This window comes from Halococcus sediminicola (assembly GCF_000755245.1).
GTDB lineage: Archaea > Halobacteriota > Halobacteria > Halobacteriales > Halococcaceae > Halococcus > Halococcus sediminicola.
In genome coordinates, this window is record NZ_BBMP01000006.1 from 122,074 (window position 1) to 148,291 (window position 26,218).

At 65.1% G+C, this 26,218-nt stretch carries 27 protein-coding genes; 11 read left to right on the forward strand and 16 right to left on the reverse strand.

Annotated elements, in window-relative coordinates:
* Window positions 1-18: 18 nt before the first annotated feature.
* Genes ACP97_RS03535 through ACP97_RS03545 form a run of 3 tightly spaced genes read left to right on the forward strand, consistent with a single transcriptional unit; the run spans window position 19 to window position 2,112 of the window.
* Window positions 19-615, forward strand: coding sequence for a hypothetical protein (locus ACP97_RS03535; protein ID WP_049996465.1), 597 nt, complete (start codon window positions 19-21; stop codon window positions 613-615).
* Between the two features lie 11 nt (window positions 616-626).
* On the forward strand, window positions 627-1,232 hold the full coding sequence (locus ACP97_RS03540; protein WP_079977541.1) for an NUDIX hydrolase: 606 nt from the start codon (window positions 627-629) through the stop codon (window positions 1,230-1,232).
* Window positions 1,165-2,112 (forward strand): alpha/beta fold hydrolase, encoded by a 948-nt coding sequence (locus tag ACP97_RS03545; protein WP_049996466.1) that lies wholly within the window; start codon window positions 1,165-1,167, stop codon window positions 2,110-2,112. Before ACP97_RS03540 ends, ACP97_RS03545 begins: the two co-directional genes overlap by 68 nt.
* Here the strand turns inward: ACP97_RS03545 and mce are convergent.
* Window positions 2,109-2,492: a methylmalonyl-CoA epimerase gene (gene mce, locus ACP97_RS03550; protein WP_049996467.1), complete on the reverse strand. Its 384-nt coding sequence runs from the start codon at window positions 2,490-2,492 to the stop codon at window positions 2,109-2,111. The genes ACP97_RS03545 and mce overlap by 4 nt on opposite strands.
* 128 nt (window positions 2,493-2,620) lie before the next feature.
* Here mce and ACP97_RS03555 point away from each other — a divergent pair, with 128 nt between their 5' ends.
* Window positions 2,621-3,151 (forward strand): group I truncated hemoglobin, encoded by a 531-nt coding sequence (locus ACP97_RS03555; RefSeq protein WP_237561080.1) that lies wholly within the window; start codon window positions 2,621-2,623, stop codon window positions 3,149-3,151.
* Window positions 3,152-3,273: 122 nt separating this feature from the next.
* Here the strand turns inward: ACP97_RS03555 and ACP97_RS03560 are convergent, their stop codons facing one another.
* From ACP97_RS03560 to ACP97_RS03570, 3 genes are read right to left on the reverse strand one after another with little or no spacing between them, the layout of a single operon-like run.
* A complete protein-coding gene (locus tag ACP97_RS03560; protein ID WP_049996468.1) occupies window positions 3,274-4,956 on the reverse strand; it encodes an acyl-CoA mutase large subunit family protein in 1,683 nt (560 codons plus the stop codon).
* A 39-nt stretch (window positions 4,957-4,995) separates the two neighbouring features.
* On the reverse strand, window positions 4,996-5,571 hold the full coding sequence (locus ACP97_RS03565; protein WP_049996591.1) for a GNAT family N-acetyltransferase: 576 nt from the start codon (window positions 5,569-5,571) through the stop codon (window positions 4,996-4,998).
* 36 nt (window positions 5,572-5,607) lie between these two features.
* Window positions 5,608-7,029, reverse strand: coding sequence for a short-chain fatty acid transporter (locus ACP97_RS03570; RefSeq protein WP_049996469.1), 1,422 nt, complete (start codon window positions 7,027-7,029; stop codon window positions 5,608-5,610).
* A gap of 104 nt (window positions 7,030-7,133) precedes the next feature.
* On the opposite strand from ACP97_RS03570, the gene ACP97_RS03575 reads away from it, so the two are divergent.
* Together ACP97_RS03575 and ACP97_RS03580 are read left to right on the forward strand one after the other, a co-directional pair.
* Complete coding sequence (locus tag ACP97_RS03575) at window positions 7,134-9,140, forward strand: AMP-binding protein (protein WP_049996470.1); 2,007 nt, start codon at window positions 7,134-7,136, stop codon at window positions 9,138-9,140.
* A 72-nt stretch (window positions 9,141-9,212) separates the two neighbouring features.
* Complete coding sequence (locus ACP97_RS03580; protein WP_049996471.1) at window positions 9,213-9,635, forward strand: DUF5799 family protein; 423 nt, start codon at window positions 9,213-9,215, stop codon at window positions 9,633-9,635.
* Here ACP97_RS03580 and ACP97_RS20315 read toward each other — a convergent pair.
* Genes ACP97_RS20315 through ilvB form a run of 8 tightly spaced genes read right to left on the reverse strand, consistent with a single transcriptional unit; the run spans window position 9,632 to window position 16,598 of the window.
* Complete coding sequence (locus ACP97_RS20315; RefSeq protein ID WP_202593548.1) at window positions 9,632-9,778, reverse strand: DUF7557 family protein; 147 nt, start codon at window positions 9,776-9,778, stop codon at window positions 9,632-9,634. The two genes, ACP97_RS03580 and ACP97_RS20315, sit on opposite strands and share 4 nt — an antisense overlap.
* Before the next feature lie 39 nt (window positions 9,779-9,817).
* Complete coding sequence (locus ACP97_RS03585; RefSeq protein WP_049996472.1) at window positions 9,818-10,792, reverse strand: isocitrate/isopropylmalate dehydrogenase family protein; 975 nt, start codon at window positions 10,790-10,792, stop codon at window positions 9,818-9,820.
* Window positions 10,785-11,402, reverse strand: a complete 618-nt coding sequence (gene leuD, locus ACP97_RS03590; RefSeq protein WP_049996473.1) for a 3-isopropylmalate dehydratase small subunit — start codon at window positions 11,400-11,402, stop codon at window positions 10,785-10,787. Before leuD ends, ACP97_RS03585 begins: the two co-directional genes overlap by 8 nt.
* Window positions 11,399-12,820 carry a 3-isopropylmalate dehydratase large subunit gene (gene leuC, locus ACP97_RS03595; RefSeq protein WP_049996474.1) on the reverse strand — a complete coding sequence of 474 codons (1,422 nt, stop codon included), beginning with the start codon at window positions 12,818-12,820 and terminating at the stop codon, window positions 11,399-11,401. Before leuC ends, leuD begins: the two co-directional genes overlap by 4 nt.
* Window positions 12,817-13,107, reverse strand: coding sequence for a hypothetical protein (locus tag ACP97_RS03600; protein ID WP_049996475.1), 291 nt, complete (start codon window positions 13,105-13,107; stop codon window positions 12,817-12,819). The genes leuC and ACP97_RS03600 overlap by 4 nt, the downstream gene beginning before the upstream one ends.
* Window positions 13,100-14,149, reverse strand: coding sequence for a ketol-acid reductoisomerase (ilvC, locus tag ACP97_RS03605; RefSeq protein WP_049996476.1), 1,050 nt, complete (start codon window positions 14,147-14,149; stop codon window positions 13,100-13,102). The genes ACP97_RS03600 and ilvC overlap by 8 nt, the downstream gene beginning before the upstream one ends.
* Window positions 14,146-14,793, reverse strand: coding sequence for an acetolactate synthase small subunit (ilvN, locus tag ACP97_RS03610; protein WP_049996477.1), 648 nt, complete (start codon window positions 14,791-14,793; stop codon window positions 14,146-14,148). Before ilvN ends, ilvC begins: the two co-directional genes overlap by 4 nt.
* On the reverse strand, window positions 14,790-16,598 hold the full coding sequence (ilvB, locus tag ACP97_RS03615) for a biosynthetic-type acetolactate synthase large subunit (RefSeq protein ID WP_049996478.1): 1,809 nt from the start codon (window positions 16,596-16,598) through the stop codon (window positions 14,790-14,792). Before ilvB ends, ilvN begins: the two co-directional genes overlap by 4 nt.
* Before the next feature lie 200 nt (window positions 16,599-16,798).
* Between ilvB and ACP97_RS03620 the strand changes: the two genes are divergently transcribed.
* A complete protein-coding gene (locus ACP97_RS03620; RefSeq protein ID WP_049996479.1) occupies window positions 16,799-16,978 on the forward strand; it encodes a hypothetical protein in 180 nt (59 codons plus the stop codon).
* A gap of 8 nt (window positions 16,979-16,986) precedes the next feature.
* Here the strand turns inward: ACP97_RS03620 and ACP97_RS03625 are convergent, their stop codons facing one another.
* Window positions 16,987-18,174, reverse strand: coding sequence for a LeuA family protein (locus ACP97_RS03625; RefSeq protein ID WP_202593554.1), 1,188 nt, complete (start codon window positions 18,172-18,174; stop codon window positions 16,987-16,989).
* A gap of 378 nt (window positions 18,175-18,552) precedes the next feature.
* On the opposite strand from ACP97_RS03625, the gene ACP97_RS03630 reads away from it, so the two are divergent.
* Together ACP97_RS03630 and ACP97_RS03635 are read left to right on the forward strand one after the other, a co-directional pair.
* The gene (locus ACP97_RS03630) at window positions 18,553-19,536 is read left to right on the forward strand and encodes a bile acid:sodium symporter family protein (RefSeq protein WP_049996593.1); all 984 of its coding nucleotides are present in this window, start codon (window positions 18,553-18,555) and stop codon (window positions 19,534-19,536) included.
* A 39-nt stretch (window positions 19,537-19,575) separates the two neighbouring features.
* On the forward strand, window positions 19,576-19,872 hold the full coding sequence (locus tag ACP97_RS03635; RefSeq protein ID WP_049996480.1) for a DUF5779 family protein: 297 nt from the start codon (window positions 19,576-19,578) through the stop codon (window positions 19,870-19,872).
* 49 nt (window positions 19,873-19,921) lie between these two features.
* Here the strand turns inward: ACP97_RS03635 and ACP97_RS03640 are convergent, their stop codons facing one another.
* Entirely contained in the window at window positions 19,922-21,676 is a 1,755-nt protein-coding gene (locus tag ACP97_RS03640; RefSeq protein WP_049996481.1) for a GMC family oxidoreductase N-terminal domain-containing protein, read from the reverse strand.
* The gene (locus ACP97_RS03645; RefSeq protein WP_049996482.1) at window positions 21,673-22,827 is read right to left on the reverse strand and encodes a hypothetical protein; all 1,155 of its coding nucleotides are present in this window, start codon (window positions 22,825-22,827) and stop codon (window positions 21,673-21,675) included. The genes ACP97_RS03640 and ACP97_RS03645 overlap by 4 nt, the downstream gene beginning before the upstream one ends.
* A gap of 321 nt (window positions 22,828-23,148) precedes the next feature.
* Between ACP97_RS03645 and ACP97_RS03650 the strand changes: the two genes are divergently transcribed.
* Together ACP97_RS03650 and ACP97_RS03655 are read left to right on the forward strand one after the other, a co-directional pair.
* Window positions 23,149-23,922: an IclR family transcriptional regulator gene (locus ACP97_RS03650; protein ID WP_049996483.1), complete on the forward strand. Its 774-nt coding sequence runs from the start codon at window positions 23,149-23,151 to the stop codon at window positions 23,920-23,922.
* Between the two features lie 153 nt (window positions 23,923-24,075).
* On the forward strand, window positions 24,076-25,533 hold the full coding sequence (locus ACP97_RS03655) for a class I adenylate-forming enzyme family protein (RefSeq protein ID WP_049996484.1): 1,458 nt from the start codon (window positions 24,076-24,078) through the stop codon (window positions 25,531-25,533).
* Here ACP97_RS03655 and ACP97_RS03660 read toward each other — a convergent pair.
* On the reverse strand, window positions 25,530-26,213 hold the full coding sequence (locus tag ACP97_RS03660; RefSeq protein ID WP_049996485.1) for a VOC family protein: 684 nt from the start codon (window positions 26,211-26,213) through the stop codon (window positions 25,530-25,532). The two genes, ACP97_RS03655 and ACP97_RS03660, sit on opposite strands and share 4 nt — an antisense overlap.
* Between the last annotated feature and the right edge of the window lie 5 nt (window positions 26,214-26,218).

The window sequence follows — 26,218 nt, forward strand, 5'->3', positions numbered from 1 at the left end:
CCGACTCGTGTCGCCTCCATGACCGGCCAGCAACACGATCGTGACACACTCGGACGGCGACGGTTCGTCGGAGCGGCGGCCGCGACGACTGTTTCGCTCGCTGGCTGCCTCGGCGGCGGGGCCGGTGACGAAGCAACGGCCGGCCCGACGGATGCCGGTGACGAGACGCCGACCGACGGATCGAGCGGAGAAGCGGCCCGAACGACCACTACCGCCTCGGACCTCGACCTGCGCGAGGCGAACGTCGTCGATGTCGCGGTCGAACCGAGCGGGGAGTCCTCCCGCTTCGCGGTGACGCTCTATCACGACGACGATGGCGAGGACGGCTACGCGAACTGGTGGCAAGTCGAAACGCTCGACGGAACGCGACTCGGCCGGCGCGAACTCAGCCATCCACACGGCACGACGCGGTTCACCCGCTCGGAAACCGTCGAAATCCCCTCGGGAACGACTCGTGTCGTCGTTCGTGGTCACGACCAGACCCACGGCTACGGCGGCCACGCGATGGTCGTGACCCTCGACACGGGCGAAACCGAAATCGTTGCACAGGGGTCCGAACCGCGGTCGTTCGGCGGGAACGGTTCCGGATCGACGACCGCAACCAGCGGCGGATAGCGAAGCGAGAGATGGCCGCAGAGAACGACGCTCGCGTAGCAGTCGACGCCGAACTCGATGATTTGGACGAACGTTTCGGCGACTTCGAACTCACCGAAACCACCGTCGAAAACGACCCCGCGTTCTACGAGCACGGTCTCGACCGCGTCCGCGAGACCGGCATGCTCGCCGACGCCAGCGCGCTCGTCTACGATGGTCGGAATCGAGTGCTGCTCGTTCGCCACCCCGATACGCCCGAATCGTGGGTGACACCCGGTGGGGGCTACGAGGCGAGTGACGGTTCGCTCGTGACGACGGTGATTCGTGAGGTCGAGGAAGAGACCGGCGTTCGCCTTGCGGTGACGGACGTTCTCTTCGCACGGGTCGAAACCATCGAACACCGCGACGAGCAGCGGTCGTATCCGATGCTCAGGCTGCAGTTCGCGGCTCGCGGCGACAGGCCAGCATCCGCCGCGAACGACGATGAGATACTCGAAGCACGGTGGTTCGCGGATCCACCGACCGATTTCGAGAACAACGATTTAACTGCTCCTCGCCCGATGGAGACCCATGCAGAACCCGCTTGCCGCGCTCGCCGGACGACTCCGCGGAACGCGAAAAACGGACGACTACACTGATCGCCCGATGCTCGACGTGGCCCACGAGATCCGCGAGAACCCACGCACCATCGAGTGTCGGGACGGCCGGGCGCTCGGCTACGCCGACTGTGGCGACCCCGCTGGCGACCCGCTGGTCGTCTTCCACGGCTTCCCGAACTCGCGGGTGTTCGGCGCACTCCTCGACCAAGCGGGCCGCGAGCGGGGGCTGCGAATCATCGCGCCCGAGCGCCCCGGTCTCGGGGTCTCGGACCCCCTACCGAACCGAACGGTCGCCGACTGGCCCGCCGACGTGGCCGATCTGGCCGCGGCGCTCGACCTCGATTCGTTTCCGGTACTCGGCGTTTCCGGCGGCGGGCCCTACGCGGCCGCCTGTGCCGCCGATCTCTCTAATGTCGAGCACGCGGCCATCGTCTGCGGGCTCGCGCCGCTCGAATCGGTGGGTCTCGGCGACCGATTGCCCTTCCTGCTGGCCGAGCACGCCCGGCCGCTGGCGACGCTTTCGCTGTGTGCCGACGGCCGCCGCGCTCGCAAGAACCCCGAAAAGTATCTCGCCTTGCGCGCCGCGGCGAGTGCCGCGGTGGACGAAAAGCGCTGGCGCGGCGAGATCGGGCAGGTATTACTCGCAAGCGGTCTGGAAGCGACGGCTCACCACGGCTACGGCCCGCTCACGACGGATCTCGCGGTGCCCGCCCGCGAGTGGGGGATCGACCTCGCGACCATCGACGTTCCCGTCTCGCTGTGGTACGGCAAGGACGACCACATCGTGCCGCTTTCGATGGGTGTTCACTACACCGAGCGGATCCCGACTGCCGAGAGCCACATCTATCCGAATCAGGGCCACCTCTCCGTCGTCGACGGCAACCAAGAGCGGATCCTCGATTCGCTCGTCGGCAGCTAGTGTTCGACCAACTCGACGAGAATCCCGCCCGTCGATTTCGGATGCAGGAAGGCGACCTCGTGGCCCCACGCGCCCGCTCTCGGCTCCTCGTCGATGGCTTCGACGCCGTGGTCGTCCATCCTGTCGAGCGCGCCCACGATGTCGTCGGTCGCCAGCGCGAGGTGGTGGATTCCGGGACCATTGCTGTCGAGATAGCGTGCGATGGTTCCGTCCTCGACCGGCTCGAGCAGTTCGAAATAGCCGTCCTCGAAGTCGAGAAATCGAACCTCCATCCCGTCGAAGCGCTCCTCGTGGACGACCGGTGTGTCGAACAGGTCGGCATAGAGGTCGGCGAGGCCGTTGGCGTCGTCGGTGGCGATGCCGGCGTGGTCGATGTGCATACGAGATATGGTCGGCGACGGCGGATGAGTGTGTGGATCGGCCACGACCATCGCGGACGGGACGAACGGTTGTGCGCGGCGGACGAATTTGGAGAAACAATTATTGCAGACCAATACCATGCATGTCTGTGTCTGACACAGATAGCACGGGTGCCGATTCGGAGAACAGGGAGGTCACACCGGACGATGCCGCGGCGGACGCGGAGACCAAGCCGGAAGCCGCGTCGGCCGGCGACGGGGAGTCGCTGTATGAGCGCCTCGGCGGTGCCTACGGCATCGCCGGCGCGGTGGACGACTTGGTCGACCGCCTGTATCACAACGATGCCGCCAATCAGAACCCCGCGGTCCAGGAGTTCCACCACGAGGGCGGCGAGGCGGGGTTCAAGTATCTCGTGACGGCGTGGTCCATTGAGGCGACCGGCGGGCCGAAGGTCTATGCGGGGCGTGACATGGAGGAGGCACACTTAGACCTCGAAGTCAGCGACCGCGAGTTCGACATCGTGTACACGGCGATCAAGCAAACCCTCCAACAGGTCGGCGTACCCGAGCGGGAGGAGACGGAGTTCATGGAGATCATCGAGAACTATCGGAACATGGTGGTCTATGACCGTGACTACGAGGACGATCCGGGCTACGTCGAGAGTCCGGGCACCCACTGACGGGGCGGGCCGATAGTCACCGGCGAGCGCTCGTCGGCCACTCGCCGCCGATACCTTTCGGCACGGAGATGTCCGATTAGAAAGTCGGACGAAACGTGTTCGGTTCGATCAAACAGTCCACATCAAAGCGTGGCCCCGCCTTGATGTTCGCCGAAGACGTCGCGCATCGCGTCGGCGATCTCGCCGGTCGTGGCTTCGGCTTTCACCGCGTCGATGATGTACGGCATCAGGTTCTCCTCGCCAGCGGCGGCGTCGTGGAGCGCGGCGAGCGCGTCCTCCACAGTCGAATCATCGCGCCCGTCCCTGACTTCCTGGAGGCGCTCGCGCTGGCGCTGTTGGTCCTCCTCGGTGACTTCCTCGATGTCGACTTCGGGTTCTTCGTCGACTTGATACTCGTTGACGCCGACGATCGTCCGTTCGCCCGACTCGATCTCGCGCTGGCGCTCGAAGGCCACGTCCTGGACCTCCCGCTGGACCCACTGGTCGTCGATGGCCTGTAACATGCCACCCCGTTCGTCGACCGATTCGAGGATATCGAAGGCTTCTTCTTCCAGTTCGTCGGTGAGGCTCTCGACGTAGTAACTGCCCGCGAGCGGGTCGATGGTGTCGGCCGCGCCCGACTCGTGGGCGAGGATCTGCTGGGTTCTGAGCGCCGTGCGCACGCTCTCCTCGGTCGGCAGGGCGAGCGCCTCGTCTTTCCCGTTCGTATGGAGGCTCTGGGTCCCACCCAGAACGCCGGCGAGCGCCTGATACGCCACTCTGACGATGTTGTTGTCGATCTGCTGGGCGGTCAGCGTCGAGCCGGCAGTCTGGGTGTGGAACTTGAGCTGTTTGGATTTCGGACTTTCCGCACCGAAGCGCTCGTCCATGATCTTCGCCCACATCCGGCGGGCGGCCCGGAACTTGGCGACCTCCTCGAAGACGTTGTTGTACGAGGCGAAGAAGAAGGACAGTTGGGGAGCGAACTCGTCGACCGCGAGACCGGCATCGAGCGCGCGCTCGACGTACTCGATGCCGTCACCGAGCGTGAAGGCGATCTCTTGGGCCGCCGAGGAGCCGGCCTCGCGAATGTGATAGCCCGAGATCGAGATGGTGTTGAAGTTCGGCACCTCCGCCGCACAGAACTCGAAGATGTCGGTGATGATTCGCATCGACGGCTCCGGCGGATAGATGTAGGTGTTGCGCGCGACGTACTCCTTGAGGACGTCGTTCTGGATGGTCCCACGGAGGTCCTCGCGGTCGACGCCCTTCCGGTCGCCGACGGCGATGTACATCGCCAACAGGATCGAGGCAGGCGCGTTGATAGTCATGCTCGTCGAGACTTCCTCCAGATCGATACCCTCGAAGACGGTCTCCATGTCGTGAATCGAGTCGATGGCCACGCCGGATTTGCCGACCTCGCCGGCGGCCATCCCGGCGTCCGAATCGTAGCCCATCTGTGTGGGCAGATCGAAGGCCATCGACAGTCCCGTTTGGCCCTCGTCGATGAGGTACTGGTAGCGCTCGTTGGTCTCTCTGGCGGTACCCATCCCGGCGTACTGGCGCATCGTCCAGAGCCGCCCGCGATACATCGTCGGATAGACACCACGAGTGTAGGGTTCCTCGCCCGGGAAGCCGAAATCGTCGTCGTAATCGCGCTCGCCGACATCGTCGGGCGTGTAGAGGCGGTCTATCTCGTGGCCGTCGGTGTCGGTCGTGAACTCCTCTTTCCGTTCGCCGAAGCGATCGAGCGTCGGCGCGAGCGTCTCCTCTTCCCAGTCGTCTTTCGCCGCGCGGATGTCGGCGAGGTCCTCCGCATCGAACATGGTCCGAATGGGCGGCGCGCGCCCTTAACGTTTGACTGCCTACCCGGTGTCGTACTTGTAGGTCGCGTTCTCGGTGTCGATGCCGAAGTCTTCCGGTGTTTCCTCGTTTTCGTCGTCCTCACCGGCGGCGCTGGCGTTCTTGAACCGCTCGCGGAGGCGTTCGGGCATCGCAAATTCCTCGATGGATACCGATAGGGGGACCGCATCGGGAACGCTGTCCTCGTGCTTCTCGTCGAGTCGTTCGTCGAGTTTCGCGGGGAGGTCCGCCCGGTCGCGGCGCTCGAAACCGAACCGTTCGAGATACTGAGCCTCGTCGGTGAGCGAATACACCGTCTCGAAGCCCTCGTCTCCCGCCCGGTCGAGCAGGCGCTCGATGACGTGTGCGCCGACGCCCTGTCCGCGCCACCGTTCGAGCACGCCGATGCCGGTGAGTTCGCAGACCCGTTCGTCACCACGGTGGATGCGAACCCGACCGAACCCTACCTTTTCGTTGCTTTGCTCGTCGATGGCGATGACGTAATCCCGGGACCGAAAGGCGGCAGCGTCGAGACCCATGTCCTCGATGTGGTCCAGAAGCCAGACCTCCTCGCGATTTCTCGCGTTCCGGACGTACATGGTCGTGATAGCCACGGCGACCATAAAAAGGGTTGCTTAGTAGGGAATCACGACGAGCGCGACGGCGAGGAACGGGATCAGCAGGAGCAACATCGTCGCCGCGTAGCCGAACATGTCGCGGGCGCGGATGCCGGTGATACCCAACAGTGGCAGCGCCCAGAACGGTTGGAACAGGTTGGTATGGGCGTCGCCGACCGCGTAGGCCACGACAGCCTTCCCGGGCGGCACGCCGAGTTCGTTCGCTGCTTGGAGAACCGTTTGTCCCACGACGGTCCACTCACCACCACCGGACGGCACGAAGAAGTTGATGAACCCCGCTGTGATCCACGCGATGGCCGGGAAGGTTGTGGGCGTCGAAACCGACACGAGCGCCTCGGCGAGCGTCGTCGACAGTCCCGACGAGTTCATCATGCCGATGATACCGGCGTAGAAGGGAAACTGGAGGATGATTCCACTAGTTGCCATGACCGCCTCGCCGAACTCGTTCTCGTAGGCTCGCGGGCGCGTAAACAGCGCCAGTCCGATGAATAGGAAGGCGAAGTTCACCACGTTGAGGTTGAGCGCGCCCAGCCCCTCCTGGGAGAACGTCCAGAGCGCGACGGCGACGCCGGTGAGCGCGATGACCGCGCCGACCGCACGGCTGTTGTTGATTCGGTCGCCAATCGTTCGCTCGCCACCGGCCGACTCGACGGCCGAGTCAGTCGGCGGCTCCTGCCCGCCATCGGCGGCCGCGCCGCCGAGTTGACTCTTTGGAACGAACTCGGTGATGCCCTCTGCCTCCTCGGGCGAGGGCGAGAGCAGATACAGCGCGATGGCGGCGTACGCGATTCCTAACACCGTGAGTGCGAGCGAGTACGTGCTGAAGATGGTTTGGGAAGTCGAGATGAGACCATCGACGATGCCCTGTTCGATGAAGACGTTGCCCGGTGTGTTCATCAACAGCGGAGCAGAGCCCGCAAGCCCCCAGTGCCACGTCAGGCCGAGACCCATGTAGCCAGCGACACAGAGGAGGGGATAGTGGACGGCAAGCCCGCGGCGGTCGGCCTGTCGGCCCATCTCGCGGGCGAGCACCGCGCCGACGATGAGACCCAGCCCCCACTGCACCCACGAAACGACCATCGCGAGCACGCCCACGAGGACGACTGCCTGCTTGCCGCTGTTCGGTATCGCGGCGACGCGTTCGATGGCTCGCCGGACGAGCGGGTGGTAGGCGAGGACGTAGCCGGTGGCGAGGATGAGCACCATCTGCATGGCGAAGGTCAACAGCGTCCAGAAACCGTCGTACCAGTAGCCGACCATCGCCCCTGGGCCTGCGCCCTCGATGACGATGCCGCCGAGGAAGACGATGTAACTCAGGATGATGGCGAACAGAAACGGACTCGGCATCCACCGTTCGACCACGTCCGCGATGCGCGACCCGAGGCGCTGAACCACCGTTCCGCCGGCGTCTGCTGACATGACGAGTACGATGGCTTATCCCGAAGGCATAACTCTTTCCCGGAACCGGCGGCCGCTCGCCGCACAAAGATACTTGTCGAATCCGACGGAAGGGCCAAATCACGATGACCTCCGTACCCGATACCGACGACATCGTCCACGACCCTTCACAGGAATTCGTCGAATCGACGAACGTGTGGGCGTTCATGCAGGAGTACGATATCGACGACTACGACGAACTCGTCGCCAGAACCTGCGGCGACGTTGAGGGCGTCGAGGAGTCGGGCATCGAGTGGTTCTGGGACGAACTCGTCGACTACCTCGACATCGAGTTTTACGAGGAGTACGACCGAGTGCGCGACAATTCGGATGGCCCGCAGTTCTCGGAGTGGTACCCCGGGGGGACGATCAACGTCGCGCACAACACGCTCGACCGCTACGCCGAGGGCGAGACACGGGACGAGGTGGCGTGTATCTGGGAGGGCGAACTCGGCGAGGTCCGCGAACTGACGTTCGGAGACGTTCACGAGCAGGCCAACCGGGTGGCCAACGCCCTCGAAGAGCGCGGTATCGAGACCGGCGACACCGTGGGACTGTACATGCCGATGGTCCCCGAGGTCATCTCGATCCTGTACGGCTGTTTCAAGGTCGGCGCGATCGCCGTGCCCGTCTTCTCGGGCTTTGGCGTCGATGCGACCGCCACCCGACTCGCCGACGCCGAACCCACGGTCCTCTTTACGGGCGATGGGTTCTACCGCCGCGGCAGCGAGGTCCGACTGAAAGGGGCTGCCGACGACGCCATCGCCGAGGCGGGTCACGTCGAGCACACCGTCGTCTTCGATAGGCTGGGACTAACCCCCGAGAACGACGGCGAAGTGCCGTGGGACGACACACGGGACGAGACGTGGAGCGAGGCCGTCGGCGAGCAGTCGGCCGAGTACGACACGAAGGAACTCGACGCCTCACAGGAGTCGATGCTGCTCTACTCGTCGGGGACCACCGGCACGCCGAAGGGCATCGTCCACACGCACGCGGGCATCCTCATGCAGTGTGCGAAGGAGATCCACTTCGGGTTCGACCACAAGGACGACGACCGCTTCTTCTGGGTGTCCGATATCGGCTGGATGATGGGACCGTGGACGCTCATCGGCAATCACGCCCTCGGCGGCACGGTCATGATGTACGAGGGCGCACCGGACCATCCGGAACCCGATCGGTTCTGGCGGATGATCGACGACCACGACCTCACGCAGTTTGGCATCTCGCCGACGGCCATCCGCGCGCTGCGCAAAAAGGGCGACGACTGGGTCGCCGGTCACGACCTCTCCAGTCTTCGATTACTCGGCTCGACCGGCGAGCCGTGGGACCCCGAATCGTGGTGCTGGTTCTACGAGAACGTGGGCGGCGGCGACACACCGATCATCAACATCTCCGGCGGGACCGAGATCTGTGGCTGTTTCCTGATGCCGATGCCGATACAGTCGCTGAAACCCTGCACACTCGGCGGCCCAGGGCTGGGGATGGACATCGACATCGTGAACGCGGCGGGCGAGAGCGTGGCCGACGAACACGAAAGGGGCTTTCTGGTAGCGCGCGATTCGTGTCCCTCGATGACCAAGAGCCTCTGGAGCGGCGACGACCGGTATCTGGAGGAATACTGGTCGACCTTCGAGGACCCACCGCTCTGGAATCACGGCGATTGGGCACAGAAAGACGAGGACGGCCTCTGGTTCCTGCACGGGCGGGCCGACGACGCGCTCAACGTCGCCGGGCGGAAAGTCGGTCCGGCGGAGGTCGAGGCGGCGCTCATCGAACACGAGAAAGCGAATCAGGCCGCCGCGGTCGGCGTCCCCGACGACACGACGGGAACGGCGGTGGTTGCCTACGTCGTCCTTGAAGACGGTGTGGAAACCTCGGACGCACTGCGCGAGGAACTCACGGCGCAAGTCGGCGAGGAACTCGGCAAGCCGTTCAGGCCGCGCGAAGTCCTGTTCGTCGAGGAGTTTCCGAAGACCCAGTCGGGCAAGATCATCCGCCGCGCCATCGCGTCGGTCTATCGGGGCGAGGAGTTGGGCGACATGGACTCCATCGAGAACCCCGACGCGCTCGACGCCGTCGAGCAGGCGCGATAGCTCGCCCGCACACGATCTCGACAGTACCGCAGCGCGGAAAGGCTGATACCATCGCCTCCCCCACATCCGGCTATGAGCACGCGCGCGTGGCGAGACCGCATCGTCGGCGACCGGATGACCGTCGATCAGGAGTTCGCCGATGCCGTCGAAAACTCACAGTTCAGCCGCCAGCAGTGGGGATTGATCATGACGGCCGTCGAGTTCGAGATCCACGACCCGGAGACGGACTCCGCCCGCCTCGTCGCCGATACCGAGAAACTGCCCCACGTGATGGACGAACTCGAAAACATCGATGCACGAACGAACTCGATGGGCGGAGCCGACGACTCCGGCGGCATCGTCGATTCGCTCAGAGGGATGCTCGGTGGCAATGACGGTAGCGACGAGCAGCTCGCGGCGGCCGAACGGCTCGCCGGGGAGTACGCCGACCGACTACAGACCCACCTCGAAGAGCGCGGGAAGTGGGACGAGATCCGCGCCGCCGCGCGCGACTAGGGACTGCCGCCGCGAAAGAGCGTGCGCTCTTCGGTCTCGTAGATGTTGATGAGTTCGGTCACGATCTCGTCGTAGGACTCTTCCTCGACGCGGAGGGCATCGAGACGGTCTATCGTGTCCTCGTCGAGTGAAATCTCGGGCATGAACTCGTCGTGCGAGCGCGAGCGGCTTAACCTCGGCGGTCAGAGCCGGTCGAGCAGTGCCCGCTCGACGTCCTCGGTCGCCGCCGTGCCCCCGAGATCCGGGGTGTGTGGTCCGTCGGCGAGGACTTCCATCACGGCCTGTCGGATCCGCTCGGCGCTCTCCGATCTCTCGAGGAATTCACAGCACATCGCGGCGCTCAGCACCGTCGCCACGGGGTTGGCGACGCCCTCGCCGGCGATGTCCGGTGCGCTGCCGTGGACCGGTTCGAACAGCGCGCGCTCGGGACCGATGTTCGCACTCGGCAGCAGTCCGAGACCACCGACTAGTCCGGCCGCCAGATCCGAGAGCATGTCGCCCGCGAGATTGGGACAGATGACGACGCCGTAGTCGGCCGGATTCATCACGAGATGCATCGCCAACGCGTCCATCAGGGCCGTCTCGTAGTCCGCCCCTTTCTCGTCGGCCACTCGTTCGGCGGTATCGAGGAACAACCCATCAGTCCGGCGCATCACGTTCGCCTTGTGCGCCACCGTCACCTCGTAGTCGTGCTCGGCGGCGTAGTCGAACCCGAACTCCGCGATGGCCCGCGAGGCGGGTTCGGTGATGAGTCGGGTCAGCGTCCGCACCTCCTCGGTGAGGTCGCTCTCGATGCCCGCGTAGACCCCCTCGGTGTTCTCGCGGACGAACACGAGGTCGGCGTCGGGATGGAGCGCGTCGACGCCAGGATAGGCTCTCGCGGGGCGGACGTTCGCGAAGGAATCGATCGCGCTTCGCAGCGGGAGGACGACGTCGGCCGCGCTCTCGCCAGCCGCACCGAACAGTGTTGCGTCGCTCTCTTCGGCTGCCCGTTTCGTCTCTTCGGGCAGCGCCTCGCCGGTCGCCTCCTTGACCCTGTCGCCGGCGTCGTACTCGGTGAACTCGAAGTCGCCCACCGCGTCGAGCACCGCGACCGCGACCGGCACGACTTCGCGGCCGATGCCGTCGCCCGGAATCACGGTGATGGTCTCAGTCATCGGCGTCGATGTAGGGGAGCGCGGCGGCCGTCTCGGCGACCGCACCCGAATTCGACCGCATCAGTGCCGTCGTGTCCCAGACGCCGTCGACGAGCGCCCGGCGCTGGGCGTCGCCGACCTCGACCGTCACTTCCTGATCCCCGTAGCGCACCGTCTCGTCGGCGACGTCGACCTCGATTTCGCTGTCGGGGTTCGCCTCAATCCACTCCTGGATGTCGGACACCGTCTCGTGGTCGGCCGTCACGGTCGGCATCCCGAGCGCGAGGCAGTTGCCCGCGAAGATCTCGGCGAACGACTCGCCGATCAGCGCGTCGATGCCCCAGCGCATGAGCGCTTGGGGGGCGTGTTCGCGCGAGGAGCCACAGCCGAAGTTGGCGTTGACGACCATCACCGACGAATCTCGGTACTGCGATTCGTTCATCGGGTGCTTTTTCTGGTCGTCATCGTCGTCGAATCGCTGGTCGAAGAAGGCGAACTCGCCGAGACCGTCGAAGGTAATGACCTTCAGGAAGCGTGCGGGAATGATCTGGTCGGTGTCGATGTCGTTGCCCCGAATCGGCATCCCAGTTCCCGCAACGCGCTCGACGGTTGCGACCTCTGAATCACTCATTGGACCGTCACCGCCGGCAGTTCGCGCACGTCGGTCACTTCACCCTCGACCGCCGCCGCGGCGACCATCACCGGACTCATCAGCACAGTCCTTCCCTCTTTCGAACCCTGCCGACCGACGAAGTTCCGGTTCGACGAGGAGGCACAGGCCTGATCACCCTCCAACTGGTCTTGGTTCATCCCGAGACACATCGAACAGCCAGCGCCGCGCCACTCGAAGCCCGCCTCGGTGAAGACATCGTCGAGACCTTCGTCCTCGGCGGCCGCCTTGACGCGCTGGCTGCCCGGCACGACCATCGCGCGCACGCTGGAATCGACCTCTCGACCCTCCACTACCTCCGCGGCCTCACGGAGGTCGGCCAGTCGGGCGTTCGTACACGAGCCGAGGAAGGCGACGTCGACGTCGTAGCCCTGCATGGTTTCGCCGGGTTCGACGCGCATGTGTTCCTGTGCGCGCCGTGCGGTGTCTTGCTTGTCCTCGGGGAGTTCTTCGGGGTCGGGAATCGCTTCGGTGATCCCGATGCCCTGCCCTGGCGTCGTGCCCCACGTCACGACGGGTTCGATTTCGTCGCCAACGATGGTCACGACGTCGTCGTACTCGGCGTCCGCATCCGAGGTGATCGACTCCCAGTACCCTCTGTACTCTGCGAACTTCTCCGGGTCGTCCTGGAAGGCATCCGTCTCGCGGAGCCACTCGTAGGTGGTTTCGTCGGGGTTGACGTACCCCGCCCGCGCGCCACCTTCGATCGACATGTTACAGATGCTCATCCGCCCCTCCATGCCAAGCGACTCGATGGCCTCTCCCCCGTATTCGTAGACGTAGCCGACGCCGCCGTCGACGCCGAGCCGGCGGATGATGGTCAGGATGACGTCCTTCGCGCCCACTCCGGGACCGAGGTCGCCCGTGACCTCGATTCGTCTGACCTTCTTCTTGTCCATCGCGATCGTCTGGGTAGCCAAGACATCTCGAATCTGTGAGGTGCCGATGCCAAAGGCGAGCGCGCCGAAGGCTCCGTGCGTCGAGGTGTGCGAATCGCCACAGACGATCGTCATTCCGGGCTGGGTGAGTCCCTGCTCCGGACCGATGACGTGGACGATACCCTGGTTTCCAGTCGTCGGGTCGTCGAACTCGATGTTCGAGTCTCGGACGTTCGCCTCCAACTCGCTCATCATCTCTTCGGCGGCATCGTCGTCGAACGGCCGGGACTGGTCCGCGGTGGGCACGATGTGGTCCACGGTCGCATGCGTCCGGTCTGGATAGGCCACGTCGAGGTCGCGCTCGCCGAGCATGCCAAAGGCCTGCGGACTCGTGACCTCGTGGATGAGGTGCAGGCCCACGAACAGCTGCGTCTGACCGGTGGGTAGCTCCGTGACGGCGTGTCTGTCCCAGACCTTATCGTAGAGCGTGCGCTCGCTCATCTGGTCTCGCCGCGGCCTTCCTCCCCTCGCTCGAACACCCGATTAGGGTCCTCCTCGTTCGGCGGCTCGTGATCGACATCCTTCATCCGCGCCTCGCCGGTCTCTTCGATGGTTTCCTCGGCGTCCGCGTCCGCTTCGGGCCCCTCGTCGCGCGCTCCCCCGTCGGCCGCTACCGTCGGGCCGCGCTGATAGACCACCGCCTCGCCGAACGGTCGGCCGGTGTCCGGGTGGGTGTGGTCGACTGCTTTCATCTCGGTTTGCGTCTCGGTGTCGGTGTTCTCAGTCATCTGCTTGCACTCGTTCGGTTTCGCTTTCGTCTTCGCTCTGTTCGGTCTCCTCGGCCCACGCGAACAGCCCGCGCAGGCGCTCGCCCACGTCCTCTATCTCGTGGTTCTTCTCGGCCTGTCGCAACTGACGGTAGGCGGGTCGGTTCGCCTGGTTTTCGGCGATCCACTCGCGGGCGAACGCCCCCGATTGAACGTCGTCGAGCACTTGCTCCATGTTCTCACGGGCGTGCTCGTCGACGACGACGTCGCCCTTGGTGAGACCCCCATATTCGGCCGTATCGGAGACCGAGTCCCACATCCCGCCGAGCCCGCCCTCGTACATCAGGTCCACGATGAGTTTCATCTCGTTGAGACACTCGAAGTAGGCCATCTCCGGACTGTAGCCGGCATCGACGAGCGTCTCGTAGGCCTGTTTGATGAGGCTCGTCACGCCACCACAGAGCACTGCCTGCTCGCCGAACAGATCGGTTTCGGTCTCCTCGCGGAAACTGGTCTCGACGACGCCCGCACGGGTGCAGCCGATCCCCTGTGCGTACGCGAGCGCTTCGTCGGCTGCCTCGCCCGTGGCGTCCCGATAGACCGCGAGCAGTCCGGGAGTCCCCTCGCCGCGCTCGTAATCCCGGCGGACGATGTGGCCCGGTCCCTTCGGTGCGATCATCGTCACGTCCACGTCCTCGGGTGGTTCGATCTGCCCGAAGTGGATGTTGAACCCGTGGGCGAACTGGAGGGTATCGCCACTGTCGAGTTCGCTCTCGATGTCGTCGTACACTGCGGGTTGGACGGTATCGGGCACGAGCATCGAGACGATGTCCGCTTGTGCGGCGGCCTCGACAGGAGTACCCACCGCCAGTCCGTCCTCGCGGGCGGCGTCGCGCGAACTCGACTCTTCGCGAAGGCCCACGACCACGTCGACCCCGCTGTCGGCGAGGTTCTGGGCGTGGGCGTGGCCCTGCGAGCCGTAGCCCATCACGGCCACGGTCTTGCCCTCGATGGCGCTACTCTCTACATCGTCGTCGTAGTGTATCGTCGCGTGTTCTGTCATGGTTCGTGTATTCGTTCGTACCGCTCCTCTTCCGCGTGTGTCGTCCACTCCTCGCCGCGGGCGAGCGCCGTCTGCCCGGTTCTGGCGAGTTCGCGAATGCCGAACTGTCGGAAGGCGTCGATGGCGTCGTCGATCTTCTGTTCGTCGCCGGTGATCTGCACCGTAATCGTCCGTGGTCCGGCATCCAGGGTCTCGCCGCCGTACATGTCGGTGATCGCGTTGACCTTGTCGGGTTCCTCACCGTGGACTTTCAGCACGACCAGCTCGCGGCGCACGGCGTCGCCGCCGAGTTCGCGCACCGAAATCACGTTCACGACTTTGGCGAGCTGTTTTTCGACCTGTCGGATGCCCGGTTCGGGTTCCTCGATGACGACTGTGACCCGCGACGTCTCGGGGTTCGTGGTCGTCCCCACAGTCAGGGATTCGATGTTGAACTGTCGGCGCGAGACCAGTCCCGAGATCTTCGCCAGCACGCCCGGTTCGTTCTGCACGAGCGCCGACAACACCGTGCGCCGCGGCTCGTGTGCAGCCTCCGTCTCGGGATCGATGCGGACGCCGTGGCTGGTGCGCCGGCCCGAGGGCTGGGGGCGCTCCTCGGGAGCCGGTCCCTGCAGGCCCTCGGCCGTCGTCTCTCCATCGCTCATAGCTGGTCCTCCTCCAGCACGAACTGGCCGTTGGCTCCCCCGCTTGGCACCATCGGATAGACGTTCTCGGTCGGGTCGATGTGTGCATCGACCACCGAGGGACCGTCGTGGGCGAGCGCCGCCTCGATGGTCCCTTCGACGTCGTCGTGGCTCTCCATCCGGAAGCCACGCGCGCCGAAGGCCTCGGCGAGCGTGGCGAAATCGGGCATCCACGGATACTCCGAGGCCATCCGCCGGCCCCCGTGGAAGCTGTCCTGCCACTGGCGCACCATCCCGATGCCCTCGTTGTTCAGCACGAACACCGTGATGTCGAGGTCCTCGCGGACGGCGACCGCGAGTTCCTGCAGCGTCATCAGGAACGAGCCATCCCCATCAAAACAGACCACCGACTGGTCGTCATCGGCAGCGAGGCGTGCACCGATAGCGGAGGGGAGTCCGTAGCCCATCGTACCCAGCCCGTGCGAGGAGACCCACGTTCGGGGTTCGGTGTACGTCCAGTACTGGACCGCCCACATCTGGTGCTGGCCGACGCCCGTGGTGACGATGGTGTCGTCGGCCGTCGCCCTATCGACGCTCTCGACGACGAACTGGGGTTTGAGCGGCCCCTCTTCGTCCATCGCGTAGTCCATCGGGTAGTCGGTCTTCCACTGCTGGCACTGCTCGACCCAGTCCTGGAAGCGCTCGCCGGTGGCCGCCATGTCCGCCGCGCGCTCATCGGCCATCGCCTCACCCATCTGTTCGATGACCGTGCCGGCGTCGCCCAGCAGCGGATGGTCGGCGTGGACGTTCTTCGAGATCTCCGCGGCGTCGATGTCGGCGTGGACGATCTCGGCTTCGGGAGCGAACGTCTCGACCCCTCCTGTGAGCCGGTCGTCGAACCGGGTGCCGACCGCGAACATGACGTCGCAGTGGGTGATCGCCATGTTGGCGTAGCCCGTGCCGTGCATCCCGGCCATCTCCAGTGCGAGGTCGTGGTCTTCGGGGAACACGCCCACCGCGGGCATCGTCGTCACCACCGGAATCCCGTACTCGGTGGCGAACTCCCTGAGTTCCTCGCAGGCCTCGCCTTTGAGCACACCGCCGCCCGCCAGAATCACGGGTTTCTCGGCGCGCGCGAGGACGCCGGCGGCCGTCTCGACCGCTTCGCTATCGGCGCGTTCGGGCGGATCGTACGTTTCGGGCGTCTCCCCCGCTTCGGGTTCGCGCTCGGTCGCGCCCTTCGTCACGTCCTTCGGGAGGTCGACGAGGGTGGGTCCCTGCCGGCCCTCACGGGCGAGCGCGAACGCCTCGCCTACCGTGTCGCCGACGGTATCGGCGTCGCCCGCGAAGTAGTTCTCCTTCGTTATCGGACTCGTCACGCCCGTGGTGTCGGTCTCTTGGAAGGCATCGGAGCCAACCATGTCCGATGGGACCTGGCCCGTCAGCGCCACCATCGGGTCCGAGTCCATCGAAGCGTCGGCGAGACCAGTGACCAGATTCGTCGCGCCGGGTCCCGACGTCGCCAGGCAGACGCCCGGTTCGCCGGCGACGATGCCGAAGGCGTCGGCTGCGTGGGCCGCACCCTGTTCGTGGGCCATCGTGACGTGGGTGAGGTCGGCGTCGTAGAGCGCGTCGTAGACGGGCATGATGGCCCCGCCCTGCACGCCGAAGAGGTGCTCGACGCCCGCGCGTTCGAGCGCCCGGGCGACCGATTCCGCGCCGGTCGTCACGGGTCGCTCGGCGGTCTCGTCCGCGCCGGTCGTCACCTCCGTCGGCTCGGCTGCCTCGGCCTCCTCGGCTCGCTGAGTTGGCTGTCCCTCACTCATCGTCGCCGCCCCCGTTGTCGGCGTCGGTTCGTGGTCGATACGTCGCTCGTGGGTGCGGTGTGTGCAGTCGTGTCTGGTGTTCTCTGTCGTTCATCGGTTGGCTGTCGTCGGCTGTCGTCGGCTGTCGCGCGTGCTGTTCGCTGTGTAGGATGCGTCCGAGTCGAAGTGAGGGGTGATGCAGGGGCTACGCCCCTACAATAATGCGTCCGCGCGCGCCGACCGCGCCGCTCGGAACCGGCGTGCGCCGAGCGGTCGTCGGTCGTGCCATCGTGGTCGTTCTCACTACGGTGGTGGTAATAACCCTTGCGCGCGGTGCAAACGTTGCCACGGACGCGCACGGTCCGCGCCACCTGCTGCTGGTCGGGTGGGGCGTTCGGTGAGGTCATCGTCAGGCGTTGACCTCCGTCCGTTCGGTCTCCCGGATGCCGACCTCGCGGGCGAACCGTTCGAGCACGCTCATCGTGACGCGCTCTTTCTCCGCACCGAAGTCCTTCACCCGCCGGGTGCACTCGCGCACCTCGTCGTCGGTCGGCTGGAATCCCGCTTCACACAACCGCTCGCGTACCGAGTGCGTGCCGGTGTGCTTGCCGAGAACGAGTTCGCGCTGTGCGCCGACCATCTCGGGGGTCATCACGCCCGGCTCGAAGGTATCGCTATTTTCGATGACGCCAGCGGCGTGGATACCCGACTCGTGCGAAAAGGCGTTCTTCCCCACGATCGGCTTGTTGCCGGGCGTGTCGATCTCGCTCGCCCGCTCGACCACCCGCGAGAGTTCCGTGATGCGGGTCGTGTCGATGCCCGTATCCACCCCGTAGAGCGACTCGGCGCTCATGACGACCTCCTCGTAGGCGGCGTTGCCGGCGCGCTCGCCGATGCCGTTGACGCTCACCTGAGCCTGCGCCGCACCGTTCTCGAAGCCAGCCAGCGCGTTCGCGCTCGCCAGCCCGAAGTCGTCGTGGGTGTGGACGTCGACCTGTGCGTCGGTGTGCGCACACACCTCGGCGATGAGGTCGCCAAACCTCGTGGGTGTGGCCACCCCGCAGGTGTCGGGGATGTTGATCCAGTCGGCCCCTGCCTCGGAGGTGGCCTCGATGACGTCCATCAGGTACGTTTCGTCCGTTCGGGTGGCGTCCATCGGCGAGAACATCACCGAGACGCCGGCCTCTTTGGCGCGCTCGACCGCCGCGACCGAGCGCTCCTTCATCTCCGCGCGACTCGAATGCATCGCGTCTTCGAGCTGGATGTCGCTCGTGGAGGCGAAGACGTGGACCATCTCGACGCCCGAATCGAGCGCCGCCTCCACGTCCTTCTCGACGACACGCGCCAGCCCGCAGGTCGTCACGCTCGTGCTCTCGGCGATGTCGCTGACGGCCTCGAATTCGGCATCCGAGTTCACCGGAAAGCCCGCCTCGATCACGTGGGTATCCATCTCGTCCAGCACGGCCGCTATCTCGCGCTTGTCGTCGTAGCTGAACGAGGTGCGTGGCGACTGCTCGCCGTCGCGCAGTGTGGTGTCGAAAACCCGAACTGTCTCTACCTCAGTCGTATCTCCCAGGGTGCCCTGGAAGAACTCGATCCGCCGGGGTCACCGACGAATCCTCCGTGTCCGCGTCGTAGTGGGACATGTACTCGACCGAATGCCCATCACACGGATAAACCTACCGCTCCGGAATCTCCGTTCTGTCGGTCTTCGAAACTCGAAATCGAAAAACCGCCAGCAGTCAACGGCCTTGTGCCCTCGGTAGTTCCTTATATCATACTGTTGCCCGGCGCGCCGAACCGCCTGATCGGTTCGCATCCGCGCCCGAATCGACGCGTGATTCGTCCAGCACGCGCTCGCCCGCGGCCGACCGGCGCGAACGCGTCGTGGCCGAACCTTTTTGCGCCGGTGTGGCGACGGCTGACGTATGTTTCCGCACGACGACCGACTGTGCCGACCGAGCGGGTGGCGGGCGTGAGCGTGCTCGACACGCTCGAACGCATCAGTGAGGGGGCGAGCACGTACTTCGTGGTCTGGGTGCTGCTGTTTTCGGGCGCGGCGCTCGTCGCGCCCTCGGGATTCACGTGGATCGCACCCTACATCACGCCGTTGTTGGGTGTCATCATGCTCGGGATGGGGCTGACGCTCCTGCCGGAGGATTTCAGGCGTATCGCCGAGCGCCCGCGCGACGTGGCCATCGGCGCGCTCACTCAGTGGCTCGTAATGCCGCTCGCCGCGTGGGCTCTCACTATCGTGCTCTCGCTGCCGCCGGCGCTCGCCATCGGCGTGATTCTGCTGGGGGCCGCACCGGGCGGCACGGCCTCGAACGTCATGACGTATCTCGGCAAGGGTGACGTGGCGCTCTCGGTGGCCATCACCACGGTGACGACGCTCGCCGCTCCGGTCGTGATGCCCGCGTGGGTCGTCGCGCTCGCTGGCGAACAACTCCAAGTCACCTTCGCCGAGATGTTTACCTCCATCGTCCAAGTCGTCCTGATTCCCGTGGTCGCGGGCTTCGCGCTCCGACTGGCCCTCGATCGCTACGCGCCACGTCTGGCGGCAGCGGGTCTGAACGTCTTTCCGGCGGTCAGCGTCGTCGCCATCGTCGCCATCGTCGCGGCGGTTGTCGGGTTGAACGTCGAGAACATCCTGACCGCGGGCGCAGTCGTCCTGATTGCGGTCGTCGCCCACAACGCCATCGGGCTGGGGGCCGGCTACGGCGTCGGGCGTGCGAGCGGCATGAATCCCGAACGGGTCCGGGCGTGCACCTTCGAGGTCGCCCTCCAGAACAGTGGACTCGCGGTCGCGCTCGCCACCGCCTATTTCAGCCCGCTCGCGGCGCTCCCGCCCGCACTCTTCAGCGTCTGGCACAACGTCACCGGCCCGGCGCTGGCGACGTACTTCTCGCGGCAGACGGAGACGGCCGACACGACGGCTGCGAGCGCGATCGACGACTGACAAACGAGGGTTTTTGTCGAGGCGCGGTGAGCCTGCGGTATGAGCGACTTCGACCTCGACCTGCAGGCCGTCGAAACCGAAATCGAGGAGAACGACCCCGAGCGCGCCCACCGCGTCGTCCTCGGCGTGCTCGACGGGCGGACACCGAGCGACGAATGGGTCGCCGAGGTCGAAGACGACGCGGTGCTCGTCCTCGCCGTCGAGGGTGACCTGAACCGCCTCGCAAGCGGCTTCGCCCGCGACGTCCGCGAGATGGGTGGCGAACTCATCCACTTCCGGAAGTTTCTGCTGGTGACCCCGCCCGGCGTCCACATCGACACTGATCGGCTGGACTGACTGGAGGCGCGGTTTTCGACTCCAATAAAAACGAACTGCGAACAGAGAGCTAGAAGTAGATGTCGGCGATTTTGTCGGCAGTCCGCAGCGCGAGCGCCTGTCCCGAGTTGGTAGGGTTCGGACCGCCGACGCCGTTTGCGAGCGCGGAGTGGTCGGCGACGAACAGTCGATTGACGTTTTTGGCTTCGGCGTTCGAATCGAGCACCTCGCCCATCCGCATCGACGACTGCATGTGGAGCAGCAGCGGCGGCCAATCACACCGGTGGACGTGCTCGGCTCCCGCTTCCTTGTGGATGTTCGCCGCGATACGCGAGAGTTCGTCGCGTTTCGCGTCGTCGTCGGGGTGTGGCTCCCACTTGACGTTCGGAACCGCGCCGTGCTCGTCCGAGAAGGTGGTATCGAGCGAGACACCGTTGTTCTGGCGCGGCAGGTCGTCGGTGAGGATCAACAGTGCCTTCGTCTGCTTGTAGTTCGACATCCGGCGTTTGAGTTCCTCGCCGACGACGTATCCCCGCGTATCCCACGGTTCGTCAGGGTCAACTTCGGTGTCGAAACTGTACCCGGCTTGGCTGAAGAGGTAATCGGCGTACGAGACCAGTCCCGGACTCATGCCGATGTCCTCCATCCCGCCGATGCCGGGCTTTTCGAACCGCACGGCCGAATTCTGGCCGACGTAGGGGTCCATGTGCTCGCCCTCGGGGTTGATGTCGGCGACGGTCTCGTCGTCGTAGACGCCGACGATCCAGTCGAACCAGTGAGTAGTGAGACCCTTGCCGACCCAGCCATCGTCGGGCAGGCCCGCGTTGAGCCAGAGCCGGGGTGTCTCGATACAGCCACCCGCGAGGACGACCGTATCGGAATCGACGGTCTGGGACTGACCGGACCACGAATCGCGGAAAGTCACTCCTGTGGCTTCGAGAGTTCCTGCACCCTCCTTGGTCTCGATGTCCGTCACGTAGGCGTTCGGTCGGAGCGCGACGTTGCCCTGCTCGGAACTCTCGTTGGTGTCGAGCGCGCGCGGCACGTAGCCCACGTTGCTCGACTTTCTGGCTTTGTCCCGCACGGGCGCATCGACGGGCGTCGAGGAACCCTGGAAGTGGTCGCCAACGAGTGTGTCTCCCCGAAAGCCGTCGTCGTAGGAGAACGACCCCTCGTAGTCGGCATCGAGCGGCTGCCCATTGGAGGTCTCTCGACCGGGAACTTCGACGGCGTTTGCCTGTGGCCGCCAGCCCGTCTCGGTGACGTTCTTGGTCTCGATGAGGTCGTAGCCAGCGTTCGTCGCCCCCTCGATGAACACCTCCTCCTTGCCGGTCATCGGTGCCTGCTGGGTGCTCGTCAGTTCCTCGTTCAGTTGGTAGTAGGGGACGAGTTCCTCGTAGTCGAACGGCCAGTGGGGCTGGTCGTTGAACGCGGTCGGGTAGCCACGAGGGTGGTTGGCGAAGTAGTGCAGCGACGTGCCACCCACGGCTCCGACCTGCCAGATGAAGGCGTTCTGGTGGAGGTTGCGGAACCACGGTGCCCGCGAGTGATCGGCCGGCCCCACGCGTAGATACCCATACGTGGGGTCGTTCGCGTCGGCCTCGCGGTGGGTGAACTGCTCGTCCAAGAGTTTGCCATCCAGATCGTCGGGGTCGGTGCTGACCGTCCCACCGGAATCGGCGTGTGGTTTCGGCCATTGTTCGTTGCCGTGCCACGGGCCGCCTTCGAGGAGAAGCACGTCCACACCGTGGTCGTGGGCGAGCTTCCACGCGGTCGCCGGCCCGTCAGCACCCGCACCGACGATGACCACATCGGGATCGTTCATGTTCCACCCCCGATGCCTTCGATGACGTCATCGCCTTTCAGGTCGCTCGGGAGGTTCAGGTCCTCGGCGTCTGGGTCGGCGAACCCGCCCTCGACGGCGTGTCGCCAGTTGGCGGCGTAGCCGTCGGCCGGGCCCGGATAGCCACTTTGTTTCCGGCTCTGGACCTCTCCAGCGGGCGTGGACAGCGAGCGCTCGGTCGGCGTGTTGGTCTTGGTCTCGCCCAGTCCGGACCACTCGGTGTAGTAGCCGAAACCGTGTAGCCCGTTGACAGCCATCACGACGTACTTCAGGATCCCCACATCCGGAACGAGCGGCGAGAGCAGGTCGTCGAGGCGGTCTATCACGCCGCCGTCGACGATGGTCCAGAGACATCGGAGGCGGTCCTCCGGGGAGAGCTGGACGAACGTGCCGCCGGCGGGGAACTTGCTTCTGTCGCGCTTGATAGCGTCCTCGTTTTCGCCGCGAGCGATGAACTCGGCGGCCACGATGTCGAAGACGAGCGTGAACGCCGGCGCGTAGGGGTAGTTCTGGACCACCTCGTGGGTCGTCTCGTTGGCGGTCTCGACGAGGAGTTCGAACGCGGCGGGACCCGACGAAGAGGCAACGTCATCGGCGAAGGAGATGTCGTAGCGTTCGACCGGTCCGAACGTGAGAGCCTCTTCGAGCGCATCGTCGTCCAGCCCGAGATCCAGACCGAGGAGGTCGAGGTCGGCGAGATTCAACACGGCATCGAGGGGCGAATCGGGACCGAACAGGCCACCGAGATTCGTCAGATCGAGCACCGACTCGAACATCTCCAGTGGCATCTCGGCGTCGGAAGGACCGTCGAGCAGTCCCTTCTCGGTGACCATCTCGGCACGGATCTCCTGGAAGTGATTGAAGTCCCAGACGAGGAACTTCTCCAGTTCGACGTCCAGCCCGCCGGGAACGTGCTCCGGCCCGAGCTCGCTCTCCAACTGTGGCGTGCGGGGCACGATGGCGTCCACGATGGAGCGGTACGTATCGAGCGTGTGCGGGTCGCTCGGCACCGAGTCGTTCAGAACGTCCTCTGCCTCCGCTATCGTCGCGCCGGACATCGACAGCGCGGCGAGACCGCCGATGCCCTTCATGACACCGCGTCGCGTCGTCGATGGGTCGGTTCGTTCGTTCATTGTCGTTTGTGACCTCGTCGCACTTCCGCCGATGGACTATCGATAGATAAATGTTTTGTTAACTCTTCTAGTACGTCCGACGATCGCAATCAAAATTTTGACTATGGTCGGCAAAGATCGGCTGCAGTATTGCGGTTTCGATCAGTATATTTTCCGTTCTCTATCCCAAATATATCTTGCCCACATCCGGCCCAATTCGACGTAGCAAAATTTCTTTGTCATGTATTATTTCATACTGTTACCGTAATACTACATTTTCACCCCCGAATTCCGTTCGGCATTACCGGACGAACTATGTAGACTGCGGCCCTCGTTCGACGCATGACGACCTACCCCGTTGCGGCGGTCAAAGTCTCCCACGACGTGCTCGGTGTGCTCGCCGACCGGGGCGAGGCCGGAGTGACCGAAGTCGCCGCCGCGCTCGACGTCCCGAAGAGCACGGCCCACGACCACCTCCGCACGCTGGAACGGGTCGGTTCGGTGGTCAACGAGAGCGGCCGCTACCGGCTGAGCATGCAGCACCTCCATTTCGGCAAGATCGCCCGGAACAACAACGAACTGTTCGTTCGAGGCCGTGACGAGGCACTCTCCCTCTCGGCGGCCGTCGGCGATCGAAAGTACGTCCAGCTCGTGACCGAGGAGAACGGCCGCTGTGCGGTGGTGCTGGCGACGCGCTGGCAGCGGGAGAACCTCCCGTCGCAGGCGACGCGGATCTACCCAACGCACGTCCCGCTCCACACGAACGCGCCGGGCAAGGCGATTCTCGCAAGCATGAATTCTGGAGACGTCGAACGGATCCTCGGCGGACAAGGGCTGAAGCGACGAACGCCCGCGACGATCACCGACGAGGACGAGCTCCTGCTCGAACTCGACTGCATCCGCGAGGAGGGGTACGCGACCGACGACGGGGAGCTGATCGCGGGCATGGCGGGCGTCGCCGCCCCCATCGTCACCGACGCCGACGTCCACGGTGCGATCGCCGTCTACAGCGCCAGCGAGGAGTTCGAAGCCGACCGGGACGACTCCCCCGTTGTCGACATGGTTCGTGACGCCGCCGACGAGATCCAGGCGAACCTCATCTTCGCCCATGACTGACGGGGTGGGTGCCGATCGACGAATTCGTCCGGCAATACCGGACGAGTGCTGTCGCTTTCGCCTTCCCTCTTAGTTCGCCAGTAATACTCGGTAGAATATATATCAGTTTCGTCGCAGAAACCCCTTTGGGAGCAGCTACCAAGCAGTATATCCATGAACTTCGCCACCCGTGCCGACCGCGCGGCACGAAACGCACCGACCGCCCTCGGAGTCAGCGATCGAGATCACTCAGTCACGTTCGAGCAGGTGGCCGAGCGCGCCGAGCGCATCGCGGATGGGCTGGCCGACCGCGGCGTCGAAGCGGGCGAACACGTGGCGCTCGATCTCCCGAACAGTGTGGCGTTCGTCTGTGCCTATCTCGGCGTGCTGAAGCGCGGCGCGGTGGCGGTCCCGATAAACACGCGCTTCACCGACCAGCAGATCCGGTACGTACTGGGTGACAGCGGCGCGGTCTGTGTGATCACGAGCGACGACATCGAAAACGACGAATACGCCTACATCGATCTGCTCAACGACGGAACATCCGGTCACGAGTCGACGCCACGGCGGAGCGAGGAGTTGGCCGAACTGCTCTACACGAGCGGGACGACCGGCGCGCCGAAGGGCGTCTATCATACGCATGGAAATCTCGCGGCGAACGCCGAGGGCTACATCGAATACAACGGCTGGGACACCGGGGATGTCGCGCTCACCGTCTGTCCGTGCTTTCACGTCACGGGTCTCAACGTCACCACGACGCCCTTTCTCGCCCTCGGGGCGGCGAACCACCTGCTCGAATCGTGGGACATCGAGGCGTTCCTGCGAGCAATCGAGCGCCACGGCGTCACCTACACTTTCCTGATTCCGACGATGATCGTCGAACTGCTTGATCACGAGGGAGTCGACGAGTACGACCTCTCGACGCTTCGGTCGGTCGGCGTCGGCGGGTCGCCGATGCCCGAAGAGCGCATCGTGGAGGCCGAGCGACTGCTCGATTGTGCGCTGCTCGAAGGCTACGGGATGACCGAGACCACGCCGCTGGCGGCGCTCAACCACCCCGGGAAAGACGGGCGCAAACCCGGCAGCATCGGCCGCCCGGCGAGCGAAGCAGTCGAGGTGCGCATCGAGGACCCCACCACAGGGGAGGCCGTCGAGCGCGGCGAGCGCGGCGAACTCCTCTGGCGCGGCGATACGGTCACGCCGCGGTACAACAAGCGCCAACTCACCGAGAGCGCGTTCGTCGAGCGCGCCGGCAAGCGCTGGCTCGAGTCCGGCGACATCGGCTGGATGGACGAGGAGGGATTTCTCTTCGTCGTCGACCGCATCGAGGACATGTTCACGACCGGGTGTGGCGACGTCTCGCCGCGGGAGATCGAGGCGGTCATCTACGCCATCGACCCCGTCCAGAAGGTCGCCATCATCGACCGCACCGACGACGTCCGTGGGGCGACGGTGACGGCCATCGTCAAGCGTCGCGGCGAGGAGTCCGTGTCGGCGGCCGACATCAAGCGCGCCTGCGAGCGAGAGTTGGAGAGCCACGAGGTTCCTGAACGTGTCGTCTTCGTCGAGGAGTTCCCCCGCACCGCGACCGGCAAGGTCGATCGGGGCGCGCTCCGCAGCGATTTCGGCTAGCCGACGAACGTCAGGAAGTGGCCGTCGGGGTCACGCACTCGGATTCCGTCGTCGAGACGCTCGACCGACCGCACCGAATTGTCCACCCGTTCGAGTGCTTTCTCGGGATTTTCGACCGCGACACCGAAATCGACGTGGACGCCGCCGCGCGCGTCGGCCAGCCCCAACTGGGGTTCCCAGAGTTCGAGGGCGAACCCGCCCGCCGAAAGCCGGGTTCGACGGCGGTCTTCCCCTTGGTCGACGACCTCCATCCCGAGGGAGGTGTAGAAGTCTTCGGCGCGCGCGAGGTCCTCGACTTCGAGGACGACCTCGAACATTCCGCAAACGCCGGGGCCGGCTTCGTCGGATTCGCCGAGTTCGACGCAGTTGCCCTCCGTGTCGTAAAAATACAGCGAGCGCGCGCTGCCGAAGGTGTGTTCGTCGAGAGTGAAACCTCTCGAAAGGCGGTCGTACCAGTCGTCGTACTCGCCCGCGGGAATCGAGAGCGCGTAGTGGGTGTGGAGACCGCCGCGGGGCACACTCTCCGGTCGGCGAAGCACGAGGTCGGTCTCGCCGACGGAAAAGGCGACCTCGCCATCGCTCTCGCGTACGGTATCGAGGGCGAGATGCTCGCGGTAGAACGCGCTCGCGCGGTCGAGATACTTGACTTCGAGGGCGAGCCAGCGCAGCGCCGCGATCATACGCC

What these genes read in the sequence shown, in the direction of transcription:
- ACP97_RS03535 (WP_049996465.1), top strand. Translation starts at nt 19, where the DNA reads ATGACCGGCCAGCAACACGATCGTGACACACTCGGACGGCGACGGTTC.
- ACP97_RS03540 (WP_079977541.1), top strand. Translation starts at nt 627, where the DNA reads ATGGCCGCAGAGAACGACGCTCGCGTAGCAGTCGACGCCGAACTCGAT.
- ACP97_RS03545 (WP_049996466.1), top strand. Translation starts at nt 1,165, where the DNA reads ATGCAGAACCCGCTTGCCGCGCTCGCCGGACGACTCCGCGGAACGCGA.
- mce (WP_049996467.1), bottom strand. Translation starts at nt 2,492, where the DNA reads ATGCACATCGACCACGCCGGCATCGCCACCGACGACGCCAACGGCCTC.
- ACP97_RS03560 (WP_049996468.1), bottom strand. Translation starts at nt 4,956, where the DNA reads ATGTTCGATGCGGAGGACCTCGCCGACATCCGCGCGGCGAAAGACGAC.
- ACP97_RS03565 (WP_049996591.1), bottom strand. Translation starts at nt 5,571, where the DNA reads ATGTACGTCCGGAACGCGAGAAATCGCGAGGAGGTCTGGCTTCTGGAC.
- ACP97_RS03570 (WP_049996469.1), bottom strand. Translation starts at nt 7,029, where the DNA reads ATGTCAGCAGACGCCGGCGGAACGGTGGTTCAGCGCCTCGGGTCGCGC.
- ACP97_RS03575 (WP_049996470.1), top strand. Translation starts at nt 7,134, where the DNA reads ATGACCTCCGTACCCGATACCGACGACATCGTCCACGACCCTTCACAG.
- ACP97_RS03580 (WP_049996471.1), top strand. Translation starts at nt 9,213, where the DNA reads ATGAGCACGCGCGCGTGGCGAGACCGCATCGTCGGCGACCGGATGACC.
- ACP97_RS20315 (WP_202593548.1), bottom strand. Translation starts at nt 9,778, where the DNA reads ATGCCCGAGATTTCACTCGACGAGGACACGATAGACCGTCTCGATGCC.
- ACP97_RS03585 (WP_049996472.1), bottom strand. Translation starts at nt 10,792, where the DNA reads ATGACTGAGACCATCACCGTGATTCCGGGCGACGGCATCGGCCGCGAA.
- leuD (WP_049996473.1), bottom strand. Translation starts at nt 11,402, where the DNA reads ATGAGTGATTCAGAGGTCGCAACCGTCGAGCGCGTTGCGGGAACTGGG.
- leuC (WP_049996474.1), bottom strand. Translation starts at nt 12,820, where the DNA reads ATGAGCGAGCGCACGCTCTACGATAAGGTCTGGGACAGACACGCCGTC.
- ACP97_RS03600 (WP_049996475.1), bottom strand. Translation starts at nt 13,107, where the DNA reads ATGACTGAGAACACCGACACCGAGACGCAAACCGAGATGAAAGCAGTC.
- ilvC (WP_049996476.1), bottom strand. Translation starts at nt 14,149, where the DNA reads ATGACAGAACACGCGACGATACACTACGACGACGATGTAGAGAGTAGC.
- ilvN (WP_049996477.1), bottom strand. Translation starts at nt 14,793, where the DNA reads ATGAGCGATGGAGAGACGACGGCCGAGGGCCTGCAGGGACCGGCTCCC.
- ilvB (WP_049996478.1), bottom strand. Translation starts at nt 16,598, where the DNA reads ATGAGTGAGGGACAGCCAACTCAGCGAGCCGAGGAGGCCGAGGCAGCC.
- ACP97_RS03620 (WP_049996479.1), top strand. Translation starts at nt 16,799, where the DNA reads ATGCGTCCGCGCGCGCCGACCGCGCCGCTCGGAACCGGCGTGCGCCGA.
- ACP97_RS03635 (WP_049996480.1), top strand. Translation starts at nt 19,576, where the DNA reads ATGAGCGACTTCGACCTCGACCTGCAGGCCGTCGAAACCGAAATCGAG.
- ACP97_RS03640 (WP_049996481.1), bottom strand. Translation starts at nt 21,676, where the DNA reads ATGAACGATCCCGATGTGGTCATCGTCGGTGCGGGTGCTGACGGGCCG.
- ACP97_RS03645 (WP_049996482.1), bottom strand. Translation starts at nt 22,827, where the DNA reads ATGAACGAACGAACCGACCCATCGACGACGCGACGCGGTGTCATGAAG.
- ACP97_RS03650 (WP_049996483.1), top strand. Translation starts at nt 23,149, where the DNA reads ATGACGACCTACCCCGTTGCGGCGGTCAAAGTCTCCCACGACGTGCTC.
- ACP97_RS03655 (WP_049996484.1), top strand. Translation starts at nt 24,076, where the DNA reads ATGAACTTCGCCACCCGTGCCGACCGCGCGGCACGAAACGCACCGACC.
- ACP97_RS03660 (WP_049996485.1), bottom strand. Translation starts at nt 26,213, where the DNA reads ATGATCGCGGCGCTGCGCTGGCTCGCCCTCGAAGTCAAGTATCTCGAC.